The 17,563-nt window shown below is 61.0% G+C and carries 21 protein-coding genes; 6 read left to right on the forward strand and 15 right to left on the reverse strand.

Annotated features, from left to right (window positions below; genetic code table 11):
• Positions 1–75: 75 nt before the first annotated feature.
• The 4 genes from C4Q27_RS25165 to yghU all read right to left on the reverse strand — a co-directional run bounded on the left by C4Q27_RS25165 (position 76) and on the right by yghU (position 4,484).
• Positions 76–993, reverse strand: coding sequence for a pyridoxal-phosphate dependent enzyme (locus C4Q27_RS25165; protein WP_064490689.1), 918 nt, complete (start codon positions 991–993; stop codon positions 76–78).
• Positions 990–1,664 carry a transcriptional regulator gene (locus C4Q27_RS25170; protein WP_104887529.1) on the reverse strand — a complete coding sequence of 225 codons (675 nt, stop codon included), beginning with the start codon at positions 1,662–1,664 and terminating at the stop codon, positions 990–992. Before C4Q27_RS25170 ends, C4Q27_RS25165 begins: the two co-directional genes overlap by 4 nt.
• An 82-nt stretch (positions 1,665–1,746) precedes the next feature.
• The gene (locus C4Q27_RS25175) at positions 1,747–3,450 is read right to left on the reverse strand and encodes an amidase (protein WP_064490687.1); all 1,704 of its coding nucleotides are present in this window, start codon (positions 3,448–3,450) and stop codon (positions 1,747–1,749) included.
• 191 nt (positions 3,451–3,641) lie between these two features.
• A complete protein-coding gene (gene yghU / locus C4Q27_RS25180) occupies positions 3,642–4,484 on the reverse strand; it encodes a glutathione-dependent disulfide-bond oxidoreductase (RefSeq protein WP_104887530.1) in 843 nt (280 codons plus the stop codon).
• Between the two features lie 201 nt (positions 4,485–4,685).
• Between yghU and C4Q27_RS25185 the strand changes: the two genes are divergently transcribed.
• Positions 4,686–5,732, forward strand: a complete 1,047-nt coding sequence (locus C4Q27_RS25185) for a dienelactone hydrolase (RefSeq protein WP_104887531.1) — start codon at positions 4,686–4,688, stop codon at positions 5,730–5,732.
• Here the strand turns inward: C4Q27_RS25185 and C4Q27_RS25190 are convergent.
• From C4Q27_RS25190 to C4Q27_RS25210, 5 genes are all read right to left on the reverse strand, one after another.
• Positions 5,694–6,887, reverse strand: a complete 1,194-nt coding sequence (locus tag C4Q27_RS25190) for an MFS transporter (protein ID WP_076402995.1) — start codon at positions 6,885–6,887, stop codon at positions 5,694–5,696. The two genes, C4Q27_RS25185 and C4Q27_RS25190, sit on opposite strands and share 39 nt — an antisense overlap.
• A gap of 243 nt (positions 6,888–7,130) precedes the next feature.
• Entirely contained in the window at positions 7,131–8,717 is a 1,587-nt protein-coding gene (locus C4Q27_RS25195; RefSeq protein WP_010953836.1) for an ABC-F family ATPase, read from the reverse strand.
• Between the two features lie 20 nt (positions 8,718–8,737).
• On the reverse strand, positions 8,738–9,931 hold the full coding sequence (locus C4Q27_RS25200) for a site-specific integrase (RefSeq protein WP_104887532.1): 1,194 nt from the start codon (positions 9,929–9,931) through the stop codon (positions 8,738–8,740).
• A 212-nt stretch (positions 9,932–10,143) separates the two neighbouring features.
• Positions 10,144–10,641, reverse strand: a complete 498-nt coding sequence (locus C4Q27_RS25205) for a hypothetical protein (protein ID WP_064490682.1) — start codon at positions 10,639–10,641, stop codon at positions 10,144–10,146.
• 53 nt (positions 10,642–10,694) lie between these two features.
• The gene (locus C4Q27_RS25210; protein WP_232862742.1) at positions 10,695–11,615 is read right to left on the reverse strand and encodes a phosphohydrolase; all 921 of its coding nucleotides are present in this window, start codon (positions 11,613–11,615) and stop codon (positions 10,695–10,697) included.
• 72 nt (positions 11,616–11,687) lie between these two features.
• On the opposite strand from C4Q27_RS25210, the gene C4Q27_RS25215 reads away from it, so the two are divergent.
• Entirely contained in the window at positions 11,688–11,873 is a 186-nt protein-coding gene (locus C4Q27_RS25215; RefSeq protein ID WP_104887533.1) for a hypothetical protein, read from the forward strand.
• Positions 11,874–11,889: 16 nt separating this feature from the next.
• On the opposite strand, the gene C4Q27_RS25220 is transcribed toward C4Q27_RS25215, so the two are convergent.
• The 6 genes from C4Q27_RS25220 to C4Q27_RS25245 all read right to left on the reverse strand — a co-directional run bounded on the left by C4Q27_RS25220 (position 11,890) and on the right by C4Q27_RS25245 (position 14,233).
• Positions 11,890–12,120, reverse strand: a complete 231-nt coding sequence (locus C4Q27_RS25220; protein ID WP_064490680.1) for a hypothetical protein — start codon at positions 12,118–12,120, stop codon at positions 11,890–11,892.
• Between the two features lie 34 nt (positions 12,121–12,154).
• Positions 12,155–12,532: a hypothetical protein gene (locus tag C4Q27_RS25225; RefSeq protein WP_256599817.1), complete on the reverse strand. Its 378-nt coding sequence runs from the start codon at positions 12,530–12,532 to the stop codon at positions 12,155–12,157.
• Entirely contained in the window at positions 12,529–12,924 is a 396-nt protein-coding gene (locus C4Q27_RS25230; protein ID WP_104887534.1) for a phage protein NinX family protein, read from the reverse strand. The genes C4Q27_RS25225 and C4Q27_RS25230 overlap by 4 nt, the downstream gene beginning before the upstream one ends.
• Complete coding sequence (locus C4Q27_RS25235; protein ID WP_104887535.1) at positions 12,921–13,244, reverse strand: hypothetical protein; 324 nt, start codon at positions 13,242–13,244, stop codon at positions 12,921–12,923. The genes C4Q27_RS25230 and C4Q27_RS25235 overlap by 4 nt, the downstream gene beginning before the upstream one ends.
• Entirely contained in the window at positions 13,241–13,528 is a 288-nt protein-coding gene (locus tag C4Q27_RS25240) for a hypothetical protein (protein WP_104887536.1), read from the reverse strand. The genes C4Q27_RS25235 and C4Q27_RS25240 overlap by 4 nt, the downstream gene beginning before the upstream one ends.
• Before the next feature lie 135 nt (positions 13,529–13,663).
• Positions 13,664–14,233, reverse strand: coding sequence for a hypothetical protein (locus C4Q27_RS25245; protein ID WP_104887537.1), 570 nt, complete (start codon positions 14,231–14,233; stop codon positions 13,664–13,666).
• Between the two features lie 124 nt (positions 14,234–14,357).
• Here C4Q27_RS25245 and C4Q27_RS25250 point away from each other — a divergent pair, with 124 nt between their 5' ends.
• The 4 genes from C4Q27_RS25250 to C4Q27_RS25265 all read left to right on the forward strand — a co-directional run bounded on the left by C4Q27_RS25250 (position 14,358) and on the right by C4Q27_RS25265 (position 17,548).
• Positions 14,358–14,786, forward strand: a complete 429-nt coding sequence (locus C4Q27_RS25250; protein WP_104887538.1) for a LexA family transcriptional regulator — start codon at positions 14,358–14,360, stop codon at positions 14,784–14,786.
• Positions 14,776–16,050, forward strand: coding sequence for a Y-family DNA polymerase (locus C4Q27_RS25255; protein ID WP_104887539.1), 1,275 nt, complete (start codon positions 14,776–14,778; stop codon positions 16,048–16,050). The genes C4Q27_RS25250 and C4Q27_RS25255 overlap by 11 nt, the downstream gene beginning before the upstream one ends.
• Positions 16,044–16,253 carry a hypothetical protein gene (locus C4Q27_RS25260; protein WP_104887540.1) on the forward strand — a complete coding sequence of 70 codons (210 nt, stop codon included), beginning with the start codon at positions 16,044–16,046 and terminating at the stop codon, positions 16,251–16,253. The genes C4Q27_RS25255 and C4Q27_RS25260 overlap by 7 nt, the downstream gene beginning before the upstream one ends.
• Positions 16,254–16,552: 299 nt before the next feature.
• Positions 16,553–17,548, forward strand: a complete 996-nt coding sequence (locus C4Q27_RS25265; protein ID WP_158666138.1) for a phosphotransferase enzyme family protein — start codon at positions 16,553–16,555, stop codon at positions 17,546–17,548.
• Positions 17,549–17,563 lie beyond the last annotated feature (15 nt).

Genomic DNA, 17,563 nt, shown 5'->3' on the forward strand with positions numbered 1-17,563 from the left:
GGGCTTTTCGGTTGCGGCGGGCCTAGTAGATCAGGTGGATGTGACTGTCGTAATCACCCCCGACAGATGGCAGCTTCAGTCTGCCTGCTGCAGCCAGGCCTGGATCTGCTCCAGTGTTGCGGTAACGCCGCCACAGACCACCACCAGGACATTGCGCAAGGCGCCCAGTGCCTTGGCATCATAGGCCACTGCCAACGCCGCCCCGCACGCGGGCTCGACCAGCACACGGTGGTCCAGCAAGAACCGCTCACAGGCCTCCAGCGCTGCGCGATCGCTGACCAGATGGCTGTGCACCGGATGCTGCTGCACGCATATCAGCGCCTGATCAGCCACACGCTTGGCCCCCAGCGACGTCGCCACCGAGGCGATGCGCTCCAGCTCCACCGAATGCCCGGCCTGCATGGCCGCATGCAGCGACGCCGCGCCCTCGGTTTCTACTGCCAGCACCGGCACATCGCCCCAGCCATTGCGCTTGAGCCCCTCCACCACGCCACTGAGCAAGCCGCCACCGCCGACTGACAACACCACCGCGTCCGGCTTAAGGCCGGCTTCGGCCACTTCATCCACCAGGCTGGCATGCCCGGCCCACAGCAGTGGGTCGTCGAACGGGTGGATGAAGGCATCGTTCGGGCCTACCAGTGTCTGTGCCAGGGCGTTGGCCTCTTGCCAGGAACTGCCGTGCACCACCACCTTGGCGTCTTCCAGGTGCAGCAGCTGCTTGGCCCGTTCGGTGGTGGTTTCGGGTACCACCACGGTCACCGGCACCCCCAGCTTGCGTCCGGCGTAGGCGACTGCCAAACCGGCATTGCCACCTGACGAGGACACAAAGTGCCGGGCGCCACGCGCGTGGTGTACCTCGCAGGCGTGGCCTACACCGCGCAGTTTGAACGAACCGCAGGGTTGCAGGGCGTCGAGCTTGAGCCAGATATTACGCCCGGCCGCCAACGACAGCGGGCGCGACTCGATCAGGGGGGTATGAATGTGCAAGGTCATTGGCTGGCTCCGCGTAGTTGCTCGAGGTAGTTGTAAATGGTGTAGCGCGTCACGCCGAGGGCGCTGGCAGCCTTCTCGACGCCGCCCTTGACGATGAACAGGCCGCGCTCCTGCATGACGCGCACGGCCTCGACCTTGGCCTGTTTGTTCATCCGCCCCTGGCCGCTGCGCTGCAGGGCGGCCTGGATGATCTCGCTCATCAGCAGCTCCATGTCGGCAGGTTCGTTGACCGCAGGTATGGCCCCCAGTGGCTGCAACTGCTGGAGAAAGTTCATGGCAGCATCCAGGCCGGTGACGTCGGTGTTGACGCACAGGCTGGCGAACGGGTGGCCGCTGCTGTCACGGAAGATAGCCGTGGCACTTCGTAGCGTGCGGCCTTTGAGCGTAGTGGGGTAATCGGGCAGCACCACCGGCTCACGGCCGTGCTGGTCGGCCGAGGCCTGCATCAGTGCCTTGAAGCCCTGGTCCTGCTCCGGTGCGGCGAGGATCGGGCTGCCTACGCTGCGGCCGGACAGATGACCGTTGACGATCGCCACCACCGAGTGTTCGGGGTGGTCAAGGTCGTGCAGGAGTATTTCCATGTTGCGCGCGGCAACGCTGCCCAGGGCCTGGATGGCGGCCTTGAGCACGGTGAGGGTGAGTTGGCGTTCTTCGCTGGGGGTGATAGGCATGGCAGATCGCAAAATCAACTGTTTGTGTATTTTTACACATATGGTTGAAATTCGCGATCTGCTTTTAGGGGCCCTGTAAGACTCAGCCGAGCGCCGGCGTGCGCGGCGGAATCATCCGGCGCGAGCCAGTCGACTCAAAGGCGGCAGCAAAACTCAGCAGCGCGTTGTCGCTATAGGCCTTCCCGGCAAAGGTCAGCCCCACCGGCATACCGATATCGGCCATCACGCCCATCGGCACGGTCACGGTCGGCACGCCCAGGTGACGGATTGCCAGGTTGCCGTTGGCTACCCAGATACCGTTGCTCCAGGCGATGTCCGCCGATACCGGGTTGATATCGGCATCGGCCGGGCCAACGTCGGCTACGGTGGGGAACAGCACCGCGTCCAGGCCCAGCTTGTCCATCCAGTCTTCCAGGTCCAGCTTGCGGGTCTGCTCCAGGCCGCGCAGGCCGTCGGGCAGGGTCTCGATCTGGTCCCAGGTCTTCAGGCCACGTTTGGCCATGTTGACGTACTCGTCCATGCCGGCAGCCAGGTCATCTTCACGGTTGGGCAAGGTGCCCGGGTCGTGGGGGAAGATCTTCAGCCCGTCGACATCGGCCAGGCGGTTAAGCTTGGGGTCATCGTTGGCGCGCAGGAAGTCGTCAAAGGCCCAGCCCGACAGTTCCCACAGTTCGTCATGCAGGAATGCCTTGCTGACGATGCCACGGTTGTACACGGTCGGCGCGCCTGGGCGGTCACCTTCGCAGTTGGACACCAACGGGAAGTCCACTTCCAGTACTTCGGCACCCGCTGCTTCCAGGGCCTGGCGTGCTTGTTGCCACAGGTCGATCACCGTGGCGCGGGTGTTGATGCGTTGGCCGGTCGGCCCGCCGATGCCTGGCTTCTCGGAGGTGCCTGCTTCGGGATCGGCATTTATATACATGCGGGGTACGCCAAAGCGCTTGCCCTTGAGCGCGCTGGCATCTACCGCCAGTTCAAGGTACGACGCCGGACGTACCGTCGAGGCAGCGGGGATCGGCACCCATGGCTGCAGGCGCCACAGGTCGCCGCGCTTGTCGGCGTCATCGGCTACCACCACGTCGAGGATTTCAAGGAGGTCGGCCATGGTGCGGGCATAGGGCACCACCACGTCCATGGTCGGCGTCAGCGGCCAGTTGCCACGCACCGAAATCACCCCGCGCGACGGGGTGTAGGCGCACAGGCCGTTGTTGGACGCCGGGCCACGGCCGCTGGACCAGGTTTCTTCGGCCAGCCCAAAGGCGCTGAAGCTGGCGGCGGTGGCGGTACCGGCACCGTTGGACGAGCCCGAGGCGAAGGGCGCGGTCAGGTAGTCGGCGTTGTACGGGCTTTCGGCGCGGCCATAGACGCCGCGCTGCATGCCACCGTTAGCCATGGGCGGCATGTTGGTCTTGCCCAGGCACACGGCACCGGCGGCGCGCAGGCGCTCGATGGTGAAGGCGTCGCGCTGGGCGACCAGGTCCTTGAAGGCAGGGCTGCCGGAGGCGGCAGTCAAGCCTTTGACCAGGTAGCTGTCCTTGGCGGTGTAGGGGATGCCGTCCAGCGGGCTAAGCACCTGGCCCTTGGCGCGGCGGGCATCGGAGGCCTCGGCTTCTTTCAGCGCCTCCGGGTTGCGTACCACTACGGCGTTAAGGGCAGTGGCTGTGTCGGCGCCATCGTAGGCGTCGATGCGCGCCAGGTAGGCCTTGACCAGCTCGACCGCTGTCGTGCGGCCCGACTCGAGCGCGTCGCGCAGCTCGGCAATGGAAACCTCGGTTACCTCGATCATGCGTTCACCAAAAAATGTGCAGGTGGGGGCTAATGCGAGGAGTGTACAAGAAGGGCTTGGCCGACGCAGGTTTGCGCAGGGGCAAATGGTTTTATGCAGGGGGGCATTGTCGGGGGCATTCACAGGTATTGCCCGGCCCATTGTGGGGGCGGCCTTTCAGTCACCAAAGGGCCGCTCCCACACGGTTTGCGTCAACCTTCCAGGTCTGCGGCGCTATGGCGCTCCGGCACCTGGCTGTGTTCATCTCCCCAGGTACGGTTCACGCGTGTACCGCGCTGCACAGCAGGGCGCAGGGCGATGTCCTCGGCCCAGCGCTGTACGTTCGGGTACTCGTCAACCGCCAGGAACTGCGCGGCGTCATACAGGTTGCCGCGCACCAGCTGGCCATACCACGGCCACACGGCAATATCAGCGATACTGTATGCCTCGCCGCCCAGATAACGGCTTTCGGCCAAGCGGCGATCAAGTACGTCCAGTTGACGCTTGGCCTCCATGGTGAAGCGGTTGATGGCGTACTCGAACTTTTCCGGTGCATACACGTAGAAGTGGCCAAAACCACCGCCCAGGTAAGGCGCCGCACCCATCTGCCAGAACAACCAGTTCAGGCATTCGGTGCGCGCAGCCGGCGATTTTGGCAGCAAAGCACCGAACTTCTCTGCCAGGTACAGCAGGATCGAGCCTGATTCGAACACCCGCACCGGCGGCTCCACGCTGCGGTCGAGCAGGGCAGGGATCTTCGAGTTGGGGTTGACCTGGACGAAGCCGCTGGAAAACTGATCACCCTCGCCGATGCGGATCAGCCAGGCATCGTATTCGGCACCGGCGTGGCCCAGGGCAAGCAGCTCTTCAAGGGCAATGGTGACCTTGACGCCATTGGGCGTGGCCAGGGAATATAGCTGCAGCGGGTGCTTGCCCAGCGGCAGGTCCTTGTCGTGAGTCGGGCCGGCTACCGGGCGGTTGATGCTGGCGAACTGGCCGCCGGAGGCTGCGTCGTTGCGCCAGACTTTGGGTGGCACGTAGGCAGGCTTGCTCATGCATGAATCTCCTTCAAAGGCGCGAAAACGGTCACGTGAAAACGTTGACCTGCATCTATGCCATGGGTTCGACACAATGCGCAAATGCACAGGGTGCAGGCGCAGCTTGCATGACGGCGGTTTCATCCAGTTTTCATCCGGCACAACGCCGGCCGGTTTTATGCTGGGTTATCACTTCGTCTTGCAAGGAACCGCTGGCCGATGACCCTTGCACGCTGCGTGTTGGCGCTGGTCCTGCTCGGCGGCCTGCTGGCCCGCGCCGAGGCCGCGCCGTGGGTTGCCGGCCTGCACCTTATGACCTTGACCGACCCGGTCGATAGCCGCCCGATGCAAGCCCTGGCGTTCTACCCGGCCGTTGGCAAAACCCGTATCAGCCGTATAGACGGGTATCCCGTCGACGTGGCCGAAGAGGCGCCCGTGGCCATGGGCCGATTCCCGTTGCTGGTGTTGTCTCACGGCAATACGGGCAGCCCACTGGCCTTGCATTACCTGGCAACGTCGTTGGCGCGCCAAGGGTTCGTGGTGGTGGCGGTGGTGCACCCGGGGGACAACGTGCGCGACCACAGCCGCCTTGGCACCCTGAGCAATCTTTATGGGCGGCCGCTGCAAGTCAGCGCGGCGATCACCGCAGCGCGCGATGATGCAGTGGTCGGGCCTTATCTGAATGACGGCAAGGTGGGTGTGATTGGCTACTCGGCCGGCGGAGAAACCGCGTTGATCCTGTCTGGCGCACGCCCCGACCTGGAGCGTCTGCGTCAGTACTGCCTGGAGCGCCCGCATGACGCAGACGCCTGCAAGACCCACGGCATCCTGATTGCCGACCGCAGCGAACTGGCGCCCGAGACCGACCCGCGAGTGGGGGCGGTCATGTTGATGGCGCCGCTGAGCCTGTTGTTCGGGCGCCATGCGCTGGCCGGGGTGCAGGTACCCGCACTGATCTACAGTGGCGACAGCGATCAGCTTGTGGCAGTGGACCGTAATGCCGAGGCCCTGGCCCGCAAACTGCCGGTCACACCGGACTACCGCCTGTTGGCCGGTGCCGGGCATTTCGTGTTCATGGCCCACTGCGATGCCGAGCAGTACGCGCGAATGCCGGCGCTGTGCAAGGACGCCGACGGCGTCGACCGCCGGCATATCCATCATTCGCTGCAGCGAGAAACGGCAGCGTTCTTCAGCCAGGCGCTGGGGGCGCCAGCGCCGGCTCAGCGTTCAGCTGCGACGGGCGCGCCGCGCCAGCCACAACGTTAGGCCGACCCCGGCTAGGGCGAGCAGGGCAGCCACGCAGAAGATCGAGGCATACCCCAGGTGTACCGCCACGGCGCCCATCACCGGGCCGGCAATGGCCAAGGCCATGTCGAAGAACACAGCATAGGCGCCCAGCCCTGCGCCGCGGCTGCTGCTGGGGACTTGCTTGATCGCTTCCACGCCCAATGCCGGGTAAACCAGCGACAGCCCGAAACCGGTCAGCCCGGCGCCAACCAGCGCCCAGGGCGGCGAGGGCGCCAGCCACAGAAGGCTCAGGCCAAGCACTTCGGTGGCCATGCAGGCGACCGCCACGTTGTAGCCACCAAAGCGGTTGACCGCGTTGACGAACAGCAGGCGCGAAATGATGAAGCACACGCCAAACGCACTCAGGCACCAGGCCGCGCCGGCCCAACCGCGCTCGAGGTAATACAAGGTGACGAAGGTGGTCAAGGTGCCGTAGCCGATCGAGGCCAGGGTCAAACCCAGGCCACACGGGGCAACCCGGCCGAACGCCGACCAGAAGGGCAGGCGCTCGCCGCGCACCACGACCATGTCGGGGCGCTTGCGAAGCACCAGCAGGGCAAGGGTTGCCAGCACCAGCAAAGCCGGCCCCAGCACGCTGAAGTCCAGCCCGTCCACGGCCAGCACGCCAACTGGCGCACCGATGGCGATCGCGCCATAGGAGGCGATGCCGTTCCACGAGATGACCCTGGCAGTGTGTTCGGGGCCGACCTGGCTGATACCCCAGCTCAAGGTGGCCACGCCGATCAGCCCTTGGGCGATGCCCAGCAGCAAACGGCCACCGAGTAGCAGTGTCAGGCTCAGCAGCGGTAAGGTGAGGGTCCAGGCTGACAGCAACGTCAACACCCCGCAACCGGCAATCCCCAGCAGGCCAAAGCGGATGGCCTGTTTCCCTCCCAAGGTGTCCGCCACCCTGCCTGCAAAAGGGCGGCTCAGCAGCGTGGCCAGGTACTGCAGGCCAATGGTTACACCGGCGATCACAGCGCCAAAGCCGAGCTGGTCGTGCACATAGCTGGGCAGCACCGCGATCGGCAGGCCGATGCAGAGGAACGCAATGAAGGTATAGAAAACGATCGACAGGATCTGCAGGGTGATGTGCAGCGTGTTACTGGCGGGGGCAGGTTGTTGCGCGGTCATGGGCTCTTTCGCGGGCGGGCGGTTGGGCGTGCTCCCATCATGGCCGTTGCGCGAAGGAAAAGACAGCAGGCTAACGAATTATTCGTCGGGCCGTGCCGGTCGGTGGGATGGATGGTGGCCTCTTCGCGGGCTAGCCCGCTCCCACAGGGACCGCACAGGTATTGGACGCTTGTGGGGCCTTGGGAGAGCGGGCAAGCCCGCGAAGAGGCCCGGCCATCCGAGATGGCCAGGCCGTCCCATCAATCAGACCAGCACACCCTGGCTGCGCAGGTAGTCATCGTAAGTACCGCTGAAGTCCACCACACCATCGGCCGACAGCTCGATGATGCGCGTGGCCAGCGACGACACGAACTCGCGGTCGTGGCTGACGAACAGCAGGGTACCCGGGTAGTTTTCCAGCGCCAGGTTCAGCGCTTCGATCGATTCCATGTCCAGGTGGTTGGTCGGCTCGTCCATCACCAGCACGTTCGGTTTCTGCAGGATCAGCTTGCCGAACAGCATGCGACCTTGTTCACCACCGGAAATCACCTTCACCGACTTGAGGATCTCGTCGTTGGAGAACAGCATGCGCCCCAGGGTGCCGCGGATCACCTGCTCACCAGAGGTCCACTGGCCCATCCAGTCGAACAGGGTCATGTCGTCTTCGAAGTCGTGGGCGTGGTCCTGGGCGTAGTAGCCCACTTCGGCGCTGTCGGTCCACTTCACCGAGCCCGCATCCGGGGTCATCTCGCCGACCAGGGTGCGCAGCAGGGTGGTCTTGCCAATACCGTTGGGGCCGATGATCGCAACGCGCTCGCCCGCTTCGACGGTGATGTCGAAGTTCTTGAACAGCACCTTGTCGTCGAAGGCTTTGGCCATTTTCTCGACGACCACGGCCTGGCGGTGCAGTTTCTTCGCCTGTTCGAAACGAATGAACGGGCTGACGCGGCTGGACGGCTTGACCTCGGCCAGCTGGATCTTGTCGATCTGCTTGGCACGTGAAGTGGCCTGCTTGGCTTTGGAGGCGTTGGCCGAGAAGCGGCTGACGAAGGTCTGCAGCTCGGCGATCTGGGCTTTCTTCTTGGCGTTGTCCGACAGCAGCTGCTCACGCGACTGGGTGGCTGCGGTCATGTACTCGTCATAGTTGCCCGGGAACAGGCGCAGCTCGCCGTAATCCAGGTCAGCCATGTGGGTGCAGACGCTGTTGAGGAAGTGCCGGTCGTGGGAAATGATGATCATGGTGCTGTTACGCGCCGTGAGGATCGTTTCCAGCCAGCGGATGGTGTTGATGTCCAGGTGGTTGGTCGGTTCGTCGAGCAGCAGCACGTCCGGGTCCGAGAACAGCGCCTGGGCCAGCAGGACACGCAGCTTCCAGCCCGGTGCCACTTCGCTCATCGGGCCGAAGTGCTGCTCCAGCGGAATACCCAGGCCCAGCAGCAGTTCACCGGCGCGGGACTCGGCGGTGTAGCCGTCCATTTCGGCGAATTCGGTTTCCAGCTCGGCGACGGCCATGCCGTCTTCTTCGGTCATTTCCGGCAGCGAGTAGATACGGTCACGCTCGGCCTTGACTTTCCACAGCTGGCCGTGGCCCATGATCACCGTGTCGATCACGGTGAATTCCTCGTAGGCGAACTGGTCCTGGCGCAGCTTGCCCAGGCGGGTATTCGGCTCGAGCATGACCTGGCCTGCGGACGGCTCCAGGTCACCGCCGAGGATTTTCATGAAGGTCGACTTGCCGCAACCGTTGGCGCCGATCAGGCCGTAGCGGTTGCCGTTGTTGAATTTGACGGAAACGTTTTCGAACAGCGGCTTGGAGCCGAACTGCATGGTGATGTTAGCGGTGGAGATCAAGGAGCTTACCTATCAATAACTTACGTGGCTTCTTCGCAGCTACGGACCAATTTCGGACCAATTTGAAGCTTTTCCAGCTCCTGCCAGTCGTTGGACGAGTTAATCCAGCGCGCATAAGTCGATAAGAGCATCTGCACGCTATGCCCGAGCTGTTGGGCGATAAATGCGGGGTTGAGACCAGACATTAAGCATATTGTCGCATAGGTGTGGCGGCAGTTATACGGGGGGCGGTATCTGATCCCCAAACCTTTGAGGATCGGGCGCCACTGGTGGTGCAGGTCCGACGTCTGCTTGACGTGCTTCCCATTCTTCCCAGGCGGGAAGACGAACGGCGATTCGGTGAATTGGCCTTTGCCCAGCCTGCGGCGTTCTGCGTACTGCTTGGCGAACTCCAGGGCGTGCAAGGCCCTGTCGTTGAGCAGCACAAACCTGTCCCTCCCTGTCTTCGTCCTTTCCTCAACTACCCCGAGCGCGATCGTTCGCCGCACGTGAGCTGTCTTCTTGGTCGTATCCACCGCATCCCATCTCAGTGCCAGGCCTTCGGACAGGCGTAGGCCAGTGAAGAATATGAACTCGAAGAACGCTGCATAGATCTGGCTCGGCCAATGAGGGTGCTTGTACAGCTCGGCAATGATCAGATTCGCCTCGTCCAAGGTAAAGGGATCGACCTCTTTCCTCGAGCGTGCTGGCAGCTGTATTGCTTCAGCCGGGTTCCTCGTGATCAGCCCGTCCAGTACCGCTGAGCGCAGGATGGTCGACAGCTTCACCATTGCGTTGCGTTTGACCGACGGTGAAGTCCAGGTGATGGAGGCGACGATTCGCCTCAGGAGCGTCGACGTAATCAGATCAATACGCACCAAGGCGAGGTGGGGCACCCAGTACAGGTTCAGGGTGCCCTTATAGTTCAGCCTGGTACCAGCTGCGATCTCACGACTGTCCAGCCACAACTGGGCGTACTCACCGAATGTTGGAACGCCGCCCACAACCGCGGCGGAACTGGGGAACAACTCCGCGTACTTGTCGTGGTCGAGGAGGTTAAGCTTGATCAGGCTGTTTACTTTATCGCGAAGCTGGGATGCAGCCTTGATGCCTTTTTGTGTCGGGGGGTAGGGAAGGGTCTCACTTCGGCGAGTACCTTCCCACATGAACCTGAGCCGGAGCGAGCCATAGTGGACGTCGATTCCAGGGGGTAAATCCATTGGCTTTCCAGCCATTCGTCATACCTCTTTTTGCTGTAGATGATGCGTCCGCCGTGCTTCATCCAGACGCCTTCAGGTATCGCTCCGCGGAGGCGCCGGCCTTCCAGGGCGCGCTTGGTGCAGCCGAGCAGGTCAGCCATTTTCTGTTCTGTGACCTTGTCGACGTCACCGGTACTTTCGGTTTCCATGGGATGGTCTCCACGCCGCCGGTGGCGGCAGGTTGGTGGTCAGGCTGGGGTCTTGGCCAACACTGCGTCGGTGATCTTGATCGCGGCCTGGGCATCATCGACGTAAGCTGGATCGAAGCCTCCGGCGTAGTGGATCACCCGCTGGCAGGCGTCCAGCTCTTTGCGAGCCAGGCGGAGTGCTTGAACCAGTTCTTCCTGCAGCTCTCCCTCGGCCCGGCCGATATCCCAAAACCGCTGGCCCCAGTGCCCCTCGGGCGGCTGGTTATTGTTCTGTTTCCCGGCCGCCATTGCCCCTACGGCTACATCGCATACCCCGGACTTGTAGGCGTTGTCGCCATCAAGGCTCAGCGCAGCACGCCGGCGTAGGGTATTCACGACCTCATCAGTAGCGACACCGCGGCCCATCAGGACGATGTCTTGCTCAGGTTCGCCTGGTACGTAGATCACTAAGGTGAGCTTGGCTCCTGGCACCAGATGGTCGCTGATCTGCACCAGGGCATCGTTGGCTACTTCGTGGAAACGGTTTATTGCGGACATAGGTGATCCTCGACCGACAGCCATTGCCGCCGGCCTTGAGTGGAAGAGGGGAGTTACTTGGTCAGTTCGTGGCCGAACGGCACGCGGAAGCCGGAAGCGTTGCGGTGGCCACCACCGCCGTATTGCTTGGCGATCTCCGACACATCCATGCCATCGTCTGTGCTGCGCAGGCTGAATACGCGGCCATCAGGGGTATCCCAGTAGCAGGCGGCGAAAGGTTCACCCTGGGCCATGAGGTGACCCGCATCGCTGGTGAGCGTGTATGGCAGGCTGGCCACCGGCACATTGTGACCGCCGATGACCAGGCGGCGCTTGGTCACGGCCACCAGCTCGGCAACGTCCTTCTGGTGCTTTCGCTCAATCGCGGCGCCGTCCGAGCGGAGGGACTGCACATCAGTCGCCATGAGCGTGTCCCAGACTTCGAAGTCGTAGGGGTAGCTGAAGAGGTTGGCCTGAATCTCGCGGGTGCCATCCAGCTGGAACAGCCACAGGTCCCGGTCCTCGATATGGCGCAGTAGCATTGGCGGCTCCTGCCCGGGGAAGAAGTGGTCCCAGGCGAGCATGGCGCCGCTGCGGTTCATGTCGAAGCAGCAGGCGATAGCGGGGGAGTTCTGCGAATTCATGGAGATGTGGGCGCTTTCCCAGCCCAGTGCGACCGACCCGTCGGGGTGCCGACCATCCACCCGAACGCCGGCGTGGAAGGGCGGGAACTTGCCAAGGTCCTCGGCCGCCGATTTGTGGTGGTCCAGGATGATGATGCTGTTGGCCTTCCAGCTCAGCCTGGCCATGACTTCGTACTTGTAACTGAAGTCGACGATGATCACGTCTTTGTCGGTTACATCAGGAGGCTCCTGACCATGCACGCCGGCAACGAACTCAACCTGCTCGCCTAAGGCCTTGCGGACGACCCAGGCGCCGCCGAAGCCGTCAGCGCAGTTGCCATGGTAGATGCACATCGTTTTGCGTTCAGACATAGAGGTTCCTCGCCCGCGCACAGCGGCGGGCACGCATGTTTAAATAGTGCCCCCAAAGCAAGGAGCATTGAAATGGCAAAGGAAGTCAGGAAGCCGTTTGGCTATGTAGCGGTCACGCTCATACCCACGGGCATCGGGTTCGTTATGGGCGGGCTGCTGTCTGACCAGCCGGCATTCCTCTACAGCGGCCTGGGCATGGCTATACCTGGGGTGTTGCTAGCCGCGGCGCACTTCTGGACGACCCGTCGGCGGGCTTGAGTGGTAGGGGAAGGGGTTAACGCTTCTCGAGGTCGGTGGTGACGGCTTCGACGATCACCGGGCCCAGGATGCGGGTTGTAGCGACGTGATCCTTGAAGACGTTATTCAATCGCCCAATTGCCGCTTCGCGTGCTTGGCGGTAGACCTGGTCCAGGGTGCAGTCCGGGCCCCATGAGCCGAGATTCGTCATCTCGATGGTGATAGTGACTTTTGCGCCGGTGCTGGTTCGTGCGTGCGGCTTGCTCATCGCGGCCCCCTGTAGATCACGTAGGCCATGTAAATCAGGGGCAGGATCGTGGCTGGCCCTCCTGTTGCACGCCAAGCTCTCCAAGTACCTCGGTGGCAATGGCAAAGCCGGGGCTACCGAGCGGGCATTCCTTGATGATGCGGTTTAGTCCATCGACCAGGTCGCGGGCCGTGCCGATCATCATGTCGGCGTCGGCGTCCATATTCAGGCCGAGGGCTTCACCAATGCTGCCGATGGAGACACAGGCATCCAACAGCATGCGCTTGCTGCGCTCGGCGTCCTTGCGCAGCGCTTCGTTCTCGGCGAAAAGCTCAAGGGCACCTTCGGCCAAGTACCTGTGTTGTTCGTCGCAGCAGAACCGTCGGTCGTTCATCACCCGCTCAGCCAGCGCTTTCAATGCTTCTCGATTCACGGTATCAGCTCCTTCGGCACCTGTACGGTATCGCCGAGCTTGTAGTGGACCAGGCCCCGGCAGAAAGCGACCAGGGCGGTGGGGCCGTAGCACCAAACCCCTGCGCCGGCGGGGCCGCCTGCATAGCAGGTGTCTTCGGGAAGGCCGGGTATGTGTTGAGCGGTGCCTTTGTGCTTGTCGATCAGCAGGCCTCCGTGGTCCCACTGAGAAGAAGGGCGATAGCCGAAACCTTCGGTTGCGCCGCGGATGCTGATGCTGATGGGGTCAGTTCGGGTGCGCCATACCGTCGTTCGGCACACAGGATCTGCCTCGAAACCCTCGGCCCTTGCCACGGCCCAGTCCAGCGGAGCGCCGACCAGGTTGGATACCCTCACTTCGATCAGATCGGTCATGCGTGCCTCCGCTCGGGATTACCATACTGGTCGTACTCCGGGCGCTCTGGCGGGTATGCCTCAGCGGTCAGCGCTTGGTCGATGGCGGCGCGCAGGTTCTCGTTGTAATTCTCGCCGAGCACCCGCGCACATGGCTTGCCCATGTAATGGCCGACGATCTCAATGCCGATCGTGTAGTCGCCGTCCATGCCATTCGAATGACTCTCGAAACGAACATCCCAGCAGCATGACTCCAGCGCGTTCAATCGCTCGCGGTCGCGGCGTAATTCCTCCAGCTCTGCGCTGGAAACGATGGTGAAGTGGCTTTTCTTCCTGCTCACATCTGATACCTCTCATCAACCCAGCGCCCAGGCGCCAGTGCGGGTGTAGGTTCGGGTTGTGTTTCGTGCGGGGAGAGCTGGCGCTGGTTGCCGGCCTGCAACTGGCTGTCGGGGATGCAGCTGATGCCGACCCCGTTGAGCAGGTAGCAGGTGACGCCGCGCTGGCTGTCGTGCTGCACGTCGATGACGTTCTCGGTTGCGCTGGCGCCGGAGGCCAGCAGCAGGCAGAGGGCGAAGCGTTTGCTCGGAGAGTCTCGAGAGCATCTCACCGTCGAAGCGATCATGCTCCGGCCAGAGTTTTCTGTACTGTTTAGCCGGGATCTTCTTGAAATGGCCAAGTGGAGGATCGTCGAGTGCAAGAAGGAGCTCGCCAAGGGCAAAACCAGCTCTTGAACAGATTGGCCAGAACGCGAATGTCTTTAATCACCGCACATGCAGTCGATTAGGTCTTCGTCTCCAGCGAAGTCCAAGTCGAGTGGCATCTGGCGCCCGAGCTGATCAGCCATCCAGGCCATGGCTTTATAGTTTGGTCGGTCGCGGCGGAATACCTGGCCGGTGCGCTCTTCCGCCTTGATCCACCAGCGAGCCGCGCTGGGGTTCTCGATGATGGCCCGGATGATCTTCTCGGGTGACTTGAGGAAGCAGAGATCGCAGTTGCCCAGGTCGGAGTCGATGCCAAGGTCGAACAGCTGGCGCGCCCAGAAGCTGTTCACGTCAGCCTTCAGCACGCCAGCTTGGTACATGGGCGTCACGTTCTCCCACCGGTTACCGCCTTTTTCGTTGGCAGCCATCATGCGATGGTAGCGCCGCGGCTCGTCCGCCCGGATGCCGATAATCGCATCCCAGGAATTCAGGCCCAGCACGTCTCGCATGTACCAGGTGCTGGCTTTGATCTTCATCCGGTCCGTGCACATACGGTTGACCGGGTTCGGCAGGATGGGTGGTTCGCCCTTTTCCTCGCGCCGGTAGTCGGCGTAGTACTGCAGCATCAGGTCGAAAGGCTCCGCACATCTTCCACCTCTCGCCCGTCAGAAATTTCACCGCCCAGGATTGACCGGGCACCCGATGCCAGATTTACTGTATATGCATACAGTTTGCATTGGACCTTCCGTCATGACCATCACATTCTTGGGTACGCCTACCGGTGGTACCGAACCGCTACCGCTGTACTCATTCCACGTCCCGGCCGGGTTCCCTTCGCCTGCAGCGGACCACTTGGAGGGCCATATTTCCCTGGATGAGCTATTCGACCTCCGGGCGCCCCATGTGTACCTGGTAAAAGTTGAAGGCGACAGCATGCAAGGTGCAGGCATCTACTCGGGTGACCTCGTCATCGTAGACCGAGGCCGTGAGGCTGAGCACGGCGACATCGTGATTGCCGCGGTTAACAGCGAGCCTGTGTGCAAGCGTTTGCACCGACGCGATGGCGTGGTGATCCTCAAGTCGGAGAATCCGGCGTATCCACCGCGGTACATCATGGAGGGCGATGAACTCGTCGTATGGGGCGTTGTGCGTTACAGCGTTCGCGACCATGCGCAGTGATCACGTTTTCGCACTCATTGATTGCAACTCGTTTTACGCGAGCTGCGAGCGTGTATTCCGGCCCGACCTGGCCAAGACCCCGATCGTAGTGCTGAGCAACAACGATGGGTGCGTGATTGCCAGGTCATACGACGCCAAGCCTTTCGTGAAGATGGGCGAGCCGTACTTCCAGGCGAAGGACAAGCTACGTCGGCACGGCATCATGGCCTTTAGCAGTAATTACGCGCTTTACGGCGACATGAGCGAGCGCGTCATGTCGCTGATCGAGTCGATGGTGCCTGCCACCGAGATCTACAGCATCGACGAGTGCTTCGCTGATCTGTCCGGTATTCAGGAAAACCTTACCCAGTTCGGGCGAAAGCTGAGGTCCAGGATCTTCCAGTGCACCGGCATACCAGTGGGGGTTGGGATCGCCGGCACAAAGACCTTGGCCAAGCTGGCCAATCACACGGCCAAGCGCCTGCAGGCCCAGACCGGCGGCGTGGTCGACATCACCGATCCGTTCAAGCGAGATTGGGTGCTGCGCAATACCGAGGTGAAAGAGGTGTGGGGCGTTGGCCGGCGGATGACGGCGCACCTTGAAGCAATGGGCATTCATACGGCGATGGAACTGGCCAAGGCTGATGCCAGGACGCTGCGACAGAAATTTAGTGTGGTGGTAGAGAAGACTGCCCGCGAACTGGCTGGAACGCCTTGCCTGGAGCTGGACGAGGCCGAGCCGCCGAAGCAGGAGATCTGCTGCAGCCGGATGTTCGGCAAGCGCCTGACCGAGTTGGCGCCGATCAAGCAGGCAGTGGCCACCTACGTTGGTCGGGCAGCGGAAAAGCTGCGTGCCCAGGGATCGGTTTGCAAGCGCATGCGCGTCAGCATCCGCACCGGGATGTTCAACCCTGACGAGGCGCACCACGCCCAAGGGGCATTGGTAGAACTGCCATACCCCACCTGCGACACGCTGCTGATGACCAGGCTGGCGACCGACGCGGTTGGCCGGATCTTCAGGCCAGGGTTTCGATACAGTAAGGCAGAGGTGCTGTTGATGGATCTGCGGCAATCAGGCGAATTTTCAGAGGATTTGTTCGCGCTCAAGCAGTCGGTGGCATGTGACCGGCTGATGCAGGTGATGGATGGCATCAACGAGCGCTGGGGGAGGGGGACAGTGCGGGCCGCCAGCGTGCCGGCGATACCGGACTGGGGTATGAGGAGGGAGATGATGAGCCAATCCTATACGACACGGATCGACCAGCTATGGACGGTCAAATGTTAAGCCTGCCGTCCGCCTGGCTGGCCGAGCTGAATGACCAGCCTGCCTTGGTGACCGATCCCGATGGCAGGGCCGCGGTGCTCGTTGAGCTAGCGTTTTCCGCGCACCGACGCAGCGACGTTGACGCAGACCAGCTGGAAGACATGCTGGAGTTCACCGAGGCAGCAAGGCTGTGGGCGCTGATCGAGCATGAGGAGGTCGCTTGAGCCTCCTTGTGTGAACAACGGCTATGGGGAGAAAGCCCAGGGTAGCCAGTGACAGCTATCGACCCAGAGCTGCCCTTCACCTTACGCTGCACACGTTAATCAACGGACAGACAATGTGTCTATTGATCCGGGGACGACGATTCAAACCAAGCACCTCCCTCATCAATCTGTCGAAAATACACTACAGTGAAAAGCATAAAGGCTTGGCAGAAAGACCGGCACCCTCAAGAGTTACTCACGCTTGCTTCGGCAAGCACAGGCTCTTGGTGATGAACAAAATATGGATATAAGGAAAAATCTTGAGCAGACAAAAAATGGTCGAGTCAGAAAAAAAATTAAGGAATATAGCTCGAATTCTGGAAAGATACGATATTTCTCCATCCCGAGTTCTTTCTATAAAGATTATGAAAAGCGGAATGGAGAACGAAGTGATTCGTGTAACTCTAAGCGACGGTCACGTCATAGTCCGTAGGCACCTCAAAAACTCTCTTTCAGGGGTAGAGTTTGAATGCGCCATACTTGATAGAATCGTGGGGAAATTTGAAAAAATAACAACCCCGCACTTGCGGAGAACTATTGACGGAAAAGCCTACTGTATGTATCAGGGCGAAATTTTCACCGTTTATAATTATCTGAGTGGCTCACCTGTCTCGGAATCAAGCCCTAGGTTAATCGCTGAAGTTTGTGATTTTGCGACTAGATTTCAGCAGGTTACTTCTCTTTTCCAATGGCCAACAACCAACCAGTGGCCGAGCATTTCGCAGACGCAAGACTTAGCGCTTCAATTTACACGCGAAAATCGCGAGGCTTTTACCGATCAAGAAATGAATTTCTTGCATGCAAGAATCGATGACTTGAGCATGCTCAGAAGTGTGTTGGATAGATTTCCCATAGTTGTTGTCCACGGAGATCTTCATGGGGGGAATCTACTGACCGACTTTTCCGGGGATTTAAATGCTGTACTAGACTTTGACGATGCCTTCATGGGTTCTTCTATTCTTGAGTTCGCAGGAATAGTCAGAGGGCATTGCTTTGATGATTGTTGCAGATTACTACCGGAACAATGCAATAACGTGTACCTTCAAGCGGGAGCTTCCACCAAGAAAAATTGCAGCCTGATTGAATTTTACAAAATAATCGATTTTACGTGCTTGAAATATTTGTTGCACGCATACTTCATGGGTCGTTGCAAAAACCCTAGCCCAAGAATATTCAATCAGCTGCTATATAGTCAGCAAGTAGACTTTCAAAAATGGGTTGGCCACAGGCATGAGGAACTAAAATTTAGATTCTGAAATGACTTAGCCTAA

Source organism: Pseudomonas sp. SWI36 (assembly GCF_002948105.1).
Taxonomy (GTDB): domain Bacteria; phylum Pseudomonadota; class Gammaproteobacteria; order Pseudomonadales; family Pseudomonadaceae; genus Aquipseudomonas; species Aquipseudomonas alloputida.

Bases quoted from the DNA above. Each gene is read 5' to 3' on its own strand.
- C4Q27_RS25165 (WP_064490689.1), bottom strand. From the start codon at position 993: ATGACCTTGCACATTCATACCCCCCTGATCGAGTCGCGCCCGCTGTCG.
- C4Q27_RS25170 (WP_104887529.1), bottom strand. From the start codon at position 1,664: ATGCCTATCACCCCCAGCGAAGAACGCCAACTCACCCTCACCGTGCTC.
- C4Q27_RS25175 (WP_064490687.1), bottom strand. From the start codon at position 3,450: ATGATCGAGGTAACCGAGGTTTCCATTGCCGAGCTGCGCGACGCGCTC.
- yghU (WP_104887530.1), bottom strand. From the start codon at position 4,484: ATGAGCAAGCCTGCCTACGTGCCACCCAAAGTCTGGCGCAACGACGCA.
- C4Q27_RS25185 (WP_104887531.1), top strand. From the start codon at position 4,686: ATGACCCTTGCACGCTGCGTGTTGGCGCTGGTCCTGCTCGGCGGCCTG.
- C4Q27_RS25190 (WP_076402995.1), bottom strand. From the start codon at position 6,887: ATGACCGCGCAACAACCTGCCCCCGCCAGTAACACGCTGCACATCACC.
- C4Q27_RS25200 (WP_104887532.1), bottom strand. From the start codon at position 9,931: ATGGCTGGAAAGCCAATGGATTTACCCCCTGGAATCGACGTCCACTAT.
- C4Q27_RS25205 (WP_064490682.1), bottom strand. From the start codon at position 10,641: ATGTCCGCAATAAACCGTTTCCACGAAGTAGCCAACGATGCCCTGGTG.
- C4Q27_RS25210 (WP_232862742.1), bottom strand. From the start codon at position 11,615: ATGTCTGAACGCAAAACGATGTGCATCTACCATGGCAACTGCGCTGAC.
- C4Q27_RS25215 (WP_104887533.1), top strand. From the start codon at position 11,688: ATGGCAAAGGAAGTCAGGAAGCCGTTTGGCTATGTAGCGGTCACGCTC.
- C4Q27_RS25220 (WP_064490680.1), bottom strand. From the start codon at position 12,120: ATGAGCAAGCCGCACGCACGAACCAGCACCGGCGCAAAAGTCACTATC.
- C4Q27_RS25230 (WP_104887534.1), bottom strand. From the start codon at position 12,924: ATGACCGATCTGATCGAAGTGAGGGTATCCAACCTGGTCGGCGCTCCG.
- C4Q27_RS25240 (WP_104887536.1), bottom strand. From the start codon at position 13,528: ATGATCGCTTCGACGGTGAGATGCTCTCGAGACTCTCCGAGCAAACGC.
- C4Q27_RS25245 (WP_104887537.1), bottom strand. From the start codon at position 14,233: ATGCTGCAGTACTACGCCGACTACCGGCGCGAGGAAAAGGGCGAACCA.
- C4Q27_RS25250 (WP_104887538.1), top strand. From the start codon at position 14,358: ATGACCATCACATTCTTGGGTACGCCTACCGGTGGTACCGAACCGCTA.
- C4Q27_RS25255 (WP_104887539.1), top strand. From the start codon at position 14,776: ATGCGCAGTGATCACGTTTTCGCACTCATTGATTGCAACTCGTTTTAC.
- C4Q27_RS25260 (WP_104887540.1), top strand. From the start codon at position 16,044: ATGTTAAGCCTGCCGTCCGCCTGGCTGGCCGAGCTGAATGACCAGCCT.